Annotated in this window: 6 protein-coding genes; 2 read left to right on the top strand and 4 right to left on the bottom strand. The window is 69.5% G+C overall.

Annotated elements, in window-relative coordinates; translation table 11 throughout:
- Window positions 1–767: 767 nt before the first annotated feature.
- The 3 genes from C7C45_RS34255 to C7C45_RS28380 all read right to left on the bottom strand — a co-directional run bounded on the left by C7C45_RS34255 (window position 768) and on the right by C7C45_RS28380 (window position 3579).
- A complete protein-coding gene (locus C7C45_RS34255) occupies window positions 768–920 on the bottom strand; it encodes a hypothetical protein (protein WP_167454861.1) in 153 nt (50 codons plus the stop codon).
- Window positions 921–2221: 1301 nt separating this feature from the next.
- Entirely contained in the window at window positions 2222–2725 is a 504-nt protein-coding gene (locus tag C7C45_RS28385; protein ID WP_110567149.1) for an anthrone oxygenase family protein, read from the bottom strand.
- A complete protein-coding gene (locus C7C45_RS28380) occupies window positions 2722–3579 on the bottom strand; it encodes a Rossmann-fold NAD(P)-binding domain-containing protein (protein ID WP_110567147.1) in 858 nt (285 codons plus the stop codon). The genes C7C45_RS28385 and C7C45_RS28380 overlap by 4 nt, the downstream gene beginning before the upstream one ends.
- A 103-nt stretch (window positions 3580–3682) precedes the next feature.
- Here C7C45_RS28380 and C7C45_RS28375 point away from each other — a divergent pair, with 103 nt between their 5' ends.
- Together C7C45_RS28375 and C7C45_RS28370 are read left to right on the top strand one after the other, a co-directional pair.
- Window positions 3683–4642 (top strand): AraC family transcriptional regulator, encoded by a 960-nt coding sequence (locus tag C7C45_RS28375; RefSeq protein WP_110567145.1) that lies wholly within the window; start codon window positions 3683–3685, stop codon window positions 4640–4642.
- 323 nt (window positions 4643–4965) lie between these two features.
- The gene (locus C7C45_RS28370) at window positions 4966–5745 is read left to right on the top strand and encodes an FkbM family methyltransferase (RefSeq protein ID WP_110567143.1); all 780 of its coding nucleotides are present in this window, start codon (window positions 4966–4968) and stop codon (window positions 5743–5745) included.
- Between the two features lie 106 nt (window positions 5746–5851).
- Here the strand turns inward: C7C45_RS28370 and C7C45_RS28365 are convergent, their stop codons facing one another.
- Window positions 5852–8380, bottom strand: coding sequence for a LamG-like jellyroll fold domain-containing protein (locus tag C7C45_RS28365; protein ID WP_110567141.1), 2529 nt, complete (start codon window positions 8378–8380; stop codon window positions 5852–5854).
- Window positions 8381–9271 lie beyond the last annotated feature (891 nt).

Raw genomic sequence — 9271 nt, 5'->3', positions numbered from 1 at the left:
ACACCAAACCGAAGCCCCACTCAGTGGAACCCCGCTTCGGGGCTTTTCCGTTCTGTGTGCCCCGCGCTCTCGCGCCGGGCACTTTTACTACGTTACCCGCTCGTTTCCGCCGCGTCAAACCGGTGTTTCCCGGTTCGTCGTGCTTCACCCGACAATGCGGATACTCTATACCCGTTCAATTCCCACGATGACGCACACCGTCGCCAGTGTTCGTTCCTGTCGTGGGAAGCCGCAGACCGGCCGATCGCCGCTTCGCGGCTCTCCGCCCGGCTCCTGCCGGCTTGACGAAGCTACCCGGTCGGCCTCGCGTTAGCAAATCCGGTTCCGGAGTGTTCGGCACCGCCCGATCCTTTGCGCTGTCAAGCCGTCACCGATGCCCGACTGCCCATGTCCCTTGCCAACGACACCCATACGTATTGGATGACGTCGTGGACATGTCGAACGCCTCCCCCCGCCGACGCCATCGCCCGCACCTGGAGCGGCGCAGCACTGACAACCGAAGCGGCCGACACCTTCGGGCCGAAGCCGCCGCCCGCGCCGCCTGCCGCGCAGCCGGCCTGCCCAAGCCCGCGCGGTTCATCTGGTGCCCGTCCCCATCCTTCGCCCACACCTGGTGACCGTCGGGCCATTTGATAGCTGGTCCTTCATCGGCGTGGAGGCGGCCCATAGAGGTGAGCGACGCTGTTGGAATCGACGCCCGCATGGCTCTGTAGCGGCTGGGTTCAGGCGCGTATGGGTTGATCGCCTCAAGTCACGGCCGTGAAGCGTCATGGCGCAGGGGTTCTCGCTCGGGTGGTCATGCCGATAGCGGCGAGCGCGCAGCAGGTGGCGACGGCGGCGAGTAGCGGCGTGTATCCACCAGTGGTGTGCAGGAGCACGGCGCGCCGGCTGATCTCCTCGCTGGTCCTCGACTGGCTCATCAGGCCTGCGGTCATGTTCGCCCTGGCCTGGCTACTCCTACCCGTCCAGCCCGCGTACGGGCAGCGGGGCGTCGGGCAGCCGGTCGCCCGGGCGTGGACCGGTCCGCGACGGGCGGCAGGGAACGGCCGGCTGCCGGCGGGCCCGTGCCTGACGGGAGCCCGGCTTGACGATCAGCCACCGCACACACAGCCGGCGCCCTGCGTGCCGCCATGGCTTGGCCGGCCGCTGACCCACCGCCAGGCGACGCCGGCCGCACAGGCTCTGACCTGTGGAAACCCTCTCGCTGTCGGGACGGCCGGATCGAACCGACGACCCCTTGCCCCCAGGCAACCAACACGATTTCGTGAGCTGGCATGGGACGAGCGCTGAGCAGTGAACACCGTCCGACATCATCCCCGCACGCCCGGTGTGTCCGTCGCGGTCGTCACTCAATTGGTCACTCGGCCCGCGCTCCCCGATGTGCAAAGCCAGGTTCCGCTGCAGCACCATGGACGTCATGGCTCAGGGGACTGCGCGCCAGCGGTGGCACCAGGAGCACGTGGCATCCTGGCTCCAGCTCATCGCCACCCTCCGGAGTGAGAGCTGGGAGGCGCATCTGACATGTGCGGCAGCTCCAGTGCAGGTGGAAGGTTCCCTGCCGAACGGTGAGCGCTTCTACTTCCGCGCCCGCCACAGCGATGTGTCGCTGGGCATCGGAGGCGACGACCCCGCTGACATCCCCGAGTGGGAAGAGAGCGAATCGCACCCGGAAGCCAGCTGGCTACCAGCAGCCGAGGGCGAGACCCTCATCAGACGGCTTGCTTTCCGCTACGCACAGCAGAGAGCAATCCGACCCGACCACGGCCGGTGCTCCGGTTTTCGGAGGGGTAAACGGGGGTCCCACACAGAACCCCACCAGGTCTGACCGCCCCCACTGGCCCTGCCACCGTGCCGCGCCCGCCTCACGGCACGCGTACTACGCGGTGGGTGTGGTGGCAGTTCCTGTTGACACCGGGATCCGAGTGCTGACGGGGCCCTCGGACGCACTTGAACCGCCGCCCATGCATTCTCAAATCAGGGGTGGAACGGGCCGCCGCGCCTTGCCAGCGGCAGATGTCCGCGTCGGTACGGCTACGGACAGGCCGCGACCAACTCGTCGGCCTGCAACCAGCGGCTCCAGACCGACGGGCCGTTCGTCGAGCATGCCCAGCGGATCCCGGTCGAGGCCCACCGGCCCGAGTCACGATCTGCTGGGCACACCCGGTGCCGCAATCCCCCGGCCGCCCGAAACTGGCCACCCTGCCCGCACCGGACGGCGACGTCATCGGGACGTGCCCGAGAGGTAGACCCCGAGACCAGCCAGCAACAGGCTGATCAGGCTGGCACCGGCGCGTACCGAGTTCCACCACGTCCAGGCGGACGAGTAGGAAGCCCACACCCGGACCGCCTCCGCAGGATCGGTCGGCACGCCTGCGGCGTCGAGCGTCTCGTTCATCGGCACGTTGACGACCACCGTCGGGATGAACGCGCCCGCCAGGTACACCCCCGCGGCCACCAGGAACACCAGGCCTGCCGACCGCCTCCCGAGGATCAACAGGATCACACCGGTCACCGTGGCGGCGATGAGCGGGCCGAAGAACGTGACGAAGAACAGCGGATTCTGGATCCTCTGGTTGATGCTCGTCATGGCCCGGATCGCGGTACCGGCGTCGGCGGCGTTCAGACCGGGCATCACCGCTACCGAAAAGGCGTAGTACACACCGGTGATCGCACCCGTCACCGCCAGGGTCACCGCCGCCGACCAGGCAGCCAGGGTGGCGTTCATGCCCAGTTTCCATCGGCGGAGATGTCCCACGCACCAGCGGTGGCGGCGTCCCGGGCATAGTCCGTGAAGTCGCGCGGCCTGCGGCCCAGTGCCCGTTGCACACCATCGGTGAGCTGTGCGTTGCGGCCGTCCAGGACCTTGCCGAACAACTCGGTCAGCACCGCTGCGAGCTCCGCCGGCACGTCGTACCCGGCCATCACGGCGGCGTACTCCTCGGGCGAAACCGATCGGTAACGGATCTCCCGCCCGAGCGCGTTGCCGATCTCCGAGGTCGCTTCGGCGAAGGTGAGAAGCCGCGGGCCGGTCACCTCGTAGAGCTGCCCCGCGTGCCCGTCCTCGGTCAGCGCCGCGACCACGATGTCGGCGATGTCGTCGGCGTCGACGAACGGCTCCGGCACGTTCCCGGCCGGGAGGATGACCTCGCCGCTGCGGATCGACTCGGTCAGGAAGTCCTCGCTGAAGTTCTGGCTGAACCAGCTCGCCCGCACGATCGTCCAGGCCACTCCGGGGTCCTGGACCACCCGCTCGCTGAGTTTGGCCTCGTCCTCGCCCCGGCCGGAAAGTAGAACCAACCGTTCGATCCCGCCGGACACCGCCTGTTCGGTGAACGAGCGGATCGTCGCGAGGGCGTCCGGCGCAACCAGGTCCGGGTAGTACACCAGGTAGACCGACGAAACCCCGTCGATTACGGGTGCCCAGGTGCGCTGGTCGGTCCAGTCGAACGGCGGCTCGCCGGAGCGGGAGCCGACCCGCACCGGCCGGCCGAGTTTGGCGAGCCGGTCCACCACTCGTCGGCCGGTCTTGCCGGTGCCGCCCAGTACGAGGATTGGCTGCTCATCAACGTTCTTCGTCATGCCAATCAGTCAAGTCGAGGGCGAGCGCACCGGGAATGAGCGAGACTCTCGATCGCATGTCCCGGCGTCTCGACCGTCCACGTCAGAGGGCTAACCTGAGCGCATGGATGCGCTCGCGGGGCTGCTGGACGGGCCGAGGGCGCGCGGTGCGTTCCTGATGCGGTCGGTGTTCGACCCGCCCTGGTCGGTACGGATCCAGGATCGCGCGCCACTCACTCTGGTCACCATGCTGCGTGGCACGGCGTGGGTGGTGCCGGCCCGGGGTACTCCGGTGCCGCTGGGCGTCGGCGATGTCGCGATCATCCGTGGCCCGGAGCCATACACGATCGCCGACGACCCGGCCACGGCGCCGCAGGCAGTGATCCATCCCGGAGAGCGCACCACCACGCCCGCCGGGGATGAGTTGTGCGAAGTGATGGACCTGGGTGTCCGGGCCTGGGGCGAACGCGCTGACGGAACCGCGGTGCTGCTCAGTGGCACGTACCAGTTGCAGGGCGAGGTCAGCCAACGGCTGCTGCGGGTCCTGCCCCATCTCCTGGCGCTGCCGGCCGGAGCACTGGACAGCCCGCTCGTCCCGTTGCTCAGCGACGAGATGACCAAGGACGAGCCGGGGCAGGAGGTGGTCCTGGACCGGCTGCTCGACCTACTGCTCATCGCCGTACTCCGGGCCTGGTTCTCCCGGCCGGAGGCGGCGGCGCCTGCCTGGTATCGAGCGCACGGCGACCCGGTGGTCGGCAGGGCGTTGCGGCTCCTGCACGACCACCCTGCAAAGCCCTGGACGGTGGCCACCCTCGCGGCCGGCACTGGTATCTCACGGGCCGTGCTGGCCCGCCGGTTCACCGAACTGGTCGGCGAGCCTCCGATGGCGTACCTCACCAACTGGCGGCTCGCGCTGGCCGCCGACCTGTTGCGCGATCCGGACATCACCATCGGCACGGTGGCCCGCCAGGTCGGCTACGGCAGCTCATTCGCACTCAGCGCGGCCTTCAAACGGGTACGCGGTCTCAGCCCGGCCGAACACCGGCAGGACATCGGGTCGCCTAACCTCGCTCCAGCAGGATGACCGTGCCGAGGCTGGCCGTGGGCATCCGTGGTCGCCGCTGCGGATATCCTCTGTGTGATAGCACTGTTACTCCGAGCCCTGTGGGGGGCAGCCTCCTCAGCGTTGAAGTCGGCGATGCGGACCCACACGCCGGCGGCGTCGGCGGTCCGGACCGCGCGCTCGGGCACCTCGTCGGCGCGCCCGGCTAGGTCGAACCGCCAGCCCACGCTGTGGCGGGCCACGATCCCCGCCTAAGCCATCCTTGGAGGCCGGCATCCAGGGGTGCCCGGCAAATGGACGCGAATCGCCCTCGCGTTGCTCCGGACGCGACTACGGTCAGACCAGTGGTCGATGACCTCAGCGCGGTGGAGGCACTCAAGGCGGACCCGACCCTGTCCGGGTTGCGCCGCTCCCTGGAGGCGTACTACGGCGACCCGGCCCGCGAGGCGGCGATGGACGCGTTCTACGCGCCCCTGGTCCGCCCAGGGGACCTGGTCTTCGACGTCGGCGCGCACGTGGGCGACCGGCTCGGCAGCTTCCGGCGGCTGGGCGCCCGCGTGGTGGCCGTCGAGCCGCAACCGCTCTGCACCCGGGCGCTGCGCGCGCTCTACGCGGACGACGACCGGGTGACCGTGGTGGAGGCGGCGTGCGGGGCGTGTACCGGGCCGGTGCGGCTGCACGTCAACTCGGCGAACCCGACGATCTCCACGGCGTCGGCGGGCTTCCTGCAGGCCGCCGGTGGGGCCGGCGGCTGGGAGGACGAGATCTGGGACGTCGAGATCGAGGTGGCCGGAACCACACTCGACACCCTGGTCGCGGCGCACGGCGTGCCGGGCTTCGTAAAGATCGACGTGGAGGGGTTCGAGGACGCCGTGCTGGCCGGATTGAGCCGCCCCCTGCCGGCGCTGTCCTTCGAGTTCACCACCATCGAACGGGACCTGGCCGCGCACTGCCTGGACCGGCTCACCTGGCTGGGCTTCACCACGTTCACCGTGGCGCTCGGCGACGAGATGGCGTTCGCCCTTGATGGCTGGCGGTCGGCGGGCGAGGTGGCGGCGTACCTGCGGGCGCTGCCCCACGAGGCCAACTCGGGCGACGTCTACGCCCGCGCCCGGCCCGCCTGACTCTGCCCTTGCCGGAAACCTCGTCCGCCCAGGTCACGTGGCATGTTCGTTCGCTGGCACGGGCCGGGAGGGGACGTCGTCGCCCCCTCCCGGGAAACCCGCGGTGCTACTTTCCGGACTCGTAGAGCGCCGTCACTTCGGCGGCGCTCAGCGCGCGGTCGTAGACGTGCACCTGGTCGATCGTGCCGTCGAGGTAGTCGACGGGGTTGCCGCCGAACTTGCCGCGGCCGATGACCAGGGGCCCGGTGGAACCGTCGCCGAGGCAGGCGCTCGCCTGCCCGGCGAGTTGCCCGTCGACGTAGAGGCGCAGCTGGCCCGTCGCCGCGTCCCGGACACCGACAAGGTGGTACCACTGCCCGGCGACCGGGGTGGTCGGCGCGAGGGCCCGCACCCCGGCGAAGCTCATCGCGAACCGTCGGTCAGCGCCCGAGTACTGCAGGTAGAAGGCGCTGTTCGAGGCGCCGTCCTGGCTCACCACCGTCTGGAAGGCGCCACCCGCGCTGTCGAGCCGCACCCACGCTGAGGCCGAGTAGCTGGCGGTGGTGTCGAGGATGGTCCTGCCGGTGTCGACGTACTGGTTGCTGCCGTTGAACAGCAGGCCCGAACCCGTCTTGCCGGCCGTCCAGGTGGGCGCGGCGACCAGCCGGCCGTCATTGTTGCCCGCCTCGTCGTTGGCCGTGTCGCCGGCGTTCTCGTCCAGCGGCCAGTAGCCGACTCCGGTGAGGCCGGGCGTGCCGGGCGGCGGCGGAGGAACGTTCGCGCCGGTACCGTCGGCCGAGCGGATGACCGCCTCGTTCACCGCGCGCACCTGGTCGAAGTCCATCTTCTCGACGCGGCGGTCGTAGGTGAAGAAGCCGTTGACCTCGTGCTCGACGTCGGTGATCTGGGTGTAGACACCGGCCGACACCCCGCAGGTGTTCGCTATGCGCAGCAGGTCGCGCTGGTTCTCCACGTACCGTCGGGTCAGCGATTCGGAGTCCGGCGCCATCCAGTACGCGCCGCCCTCGCCGAACCACATGTGACCGTCGACCTCGAGGCCCATCCCGCCGTGCTCTCCATCGACGGCCACCCGGTCGGCGGTGGGCAGTGGCGACGCCGGACCGAGGTACTGGTGGTGGTCGATGATGTCCCCGCGTCCGGAGTCACCGAGGGAGTCGCAGCAGTTCACGCCGCTGTGCGCGTTGACGAGCCGGGTTGGGTCCTGCTGCTTCACCGAGTCGGCGATGCGGCCGGTGGCGCCCCGGTCCCACTCACCCCAGCCCTCGTTGAACGGCACCCACACCACGATCGACGGATGCGCGGCGTGTTCGCGGATCATCTCGCCGAGCTCGGATTCCCACTGCCGCTGCCACTCGACCGTCGGGCGGCCGGGCTTCGTCGCGGGCATGTCCTGCCACACCATCAGCCCCAGCCGGTCCGCCCAGTAGTACCAGCGACCGGGCTCGACCTTGATGTGCTTGCGGACGGTGTTGAAGCCGAGCACCTTGTGCTGCTCCAGGTCGAAGCGCAACGCATCGTCCGTCGGGGCGGTGTTCAGCCCGTCGGGCCAGAAGCCCTGGTCGAGGGTGGACATGTGGAAGAGAATCTTGCCGTTCAACGTCATGCGAAGCTTGCCGTCGGCGCCCTTCGCCTTGCCGATCTCGCGCATCCCGAAGTAGGAGCCGACCTCGTCGACCCGCTTGCGGCCGTCGAACAGGCGTACCCGGAGGTCGTAGAGGAAAGGCGAGTCGGGTGACCACAGCTTGGGCTTGGCGATGGGTATCGTCAGGTCGGTCCCGGCCGGACCGGAGACGCGCCCGACGGCCTTGTGGCCGTCGTACGCCACGGCCTCGACGGTGAGGCCCTCGGCCCCGGAGGTGGGGTTCGCGCGCAACCGCAGGGACTTGTCGCCCAGGTCGGGCGTCAGGTTCAGCGAGTCGATGGCACCCGTGGCCGAGACGGGCTCCATCCAGACCGTCTGCCAGATGCCGGAACTGCCCTGGTAGAAGATGCCCCGGTCGCCGACCCGGCGCTGTTTGCCGATCGGCTGGAACGTCGCGTCGGTCAGGTCCTCGGCCCAGACGATCAGCTCCTGCTGCCCGCCGGGCCGCAGTGCGTCGGTGACATCGGCGTCGAACCCGTCGTAGCCGCCCCGGTGCATCGCCACCTGGTGGCCGTTGACCCACACCCTCGAGTCGTAGTCGACCGCGCCGAAGTGCAGCACCAGGCGTTGACCCCGGCCGACCTGCCACCGCTCGGGCACGGTGAAGGTCCGGCGGTACCACATCCGGTCCTCGTGCCGTTGGATGCCGGAGAGGGCCGACTCGATGGGGTAGGGCACCAACACCCGCTCGGCCAACTGCTCGCCGACCGGCGGGGCCTCGCCGGCGGCCGCACCGGCGAACTCCCACACGCCGTTGAGGTTCTGCCAGCGGGACCGGGTCAGCTGCGGCCGCGGATATTCGGGCAGCGCGTTGGTGGGTGAGACGTCATCCGTCCACGGCGTGGAGAGCGGCGGTGTTCCCTTCGTCCAACCGGTGTCGGCGTCGGGTTGGGGCGCGGCGGTCGCGGCGGTCGGCGCTGTGGTCGCGACCAGGACGGCCGCGGTGGCGAAGGCGAGGAATGGCCAGCGTCGGCTGGAGGCGCGTCGGGTCATGCGGTCGGCCCTTCGGGAGTGCGGACGGGGGCGGCGGCTGCCAGTGGTGCGCTCCGAGGGTGGGCGGTCGGGTCACTGGTCGATGTTCCCGAGGCAGGACGGACCCGCTGCCGGATCCCACCACGCGCAGGTCACGGCTGAACACAAGACAACGTTGTTCCGGCAGCGATGTCAATAGATATCGACACGACTGAGCCGATTCGGCCACCACCGAACACGCTCGAACAGCGGGCAACCCTGGCGTTGACGGGCCGGGCGGAAACCCGGCCGCCGGGCTCAGTGGACGGTCGTACCGACAGTCGGCGAACGCCCGGCGTTCCACGCCATCGTCGGTGATGGCTCCGCCGTGGGAAGGGTCCATTGCGGTCGGGTGTGCCGAAGGGGATGCCGACGCAGACGGCCACCAACCCGGCGCCAACTCGCCTCGGACGGTGCCCTCACCGTGGACGGGACAACCGCCGTCACGCTGCTCCGATGCCGCCGGAGGTAAGGGGCGCCGGCCAACGAGACGGCGCGGCTGAACTGATCGCTCGACGAGAGGTCCCCGTCCCGCGGTGTGGGGCGGGGACCTCGCCGAAAGGATCCGGTCGGTCTTCTGCGAGTCGATGAGGAGCGCAGCCGCGCGGTGGACGACTTTGGCGCACTGGGCTGCTCGGCAGGGACTGATCGCGGACGCGGGACGCTCGTCCTACGCGCGTGCGGTGGCCGAGCGCAGGAGCGCCGTCTCTCATCTGCACAACAAGCCCATTACGGGCAAGTCGTACACGACTTCCGTGGACGCAGCCCACGGCCCGGCGCACAACAGTTATGTCAATCCATATAGACGGTCGCTCAAACTGCTTCTGGTGGACAGATTTTGCCCTCTTGACGACGGACTTCTGTCGCAGTCTA

This window comes from Micromonospora arborensis (assembly GCF_003205615.1).
In the GTDB taxonomy this organism is placed as follows: Bacteria; Actinomycetota; Actinomycetes; order Mycobacteriales; family Micromonosporaceae; genus Micromonospora; species Micromonospora arborensis.
This window is presented reverse-complemented; position numbering and strand designations above follow the sequence as displayed.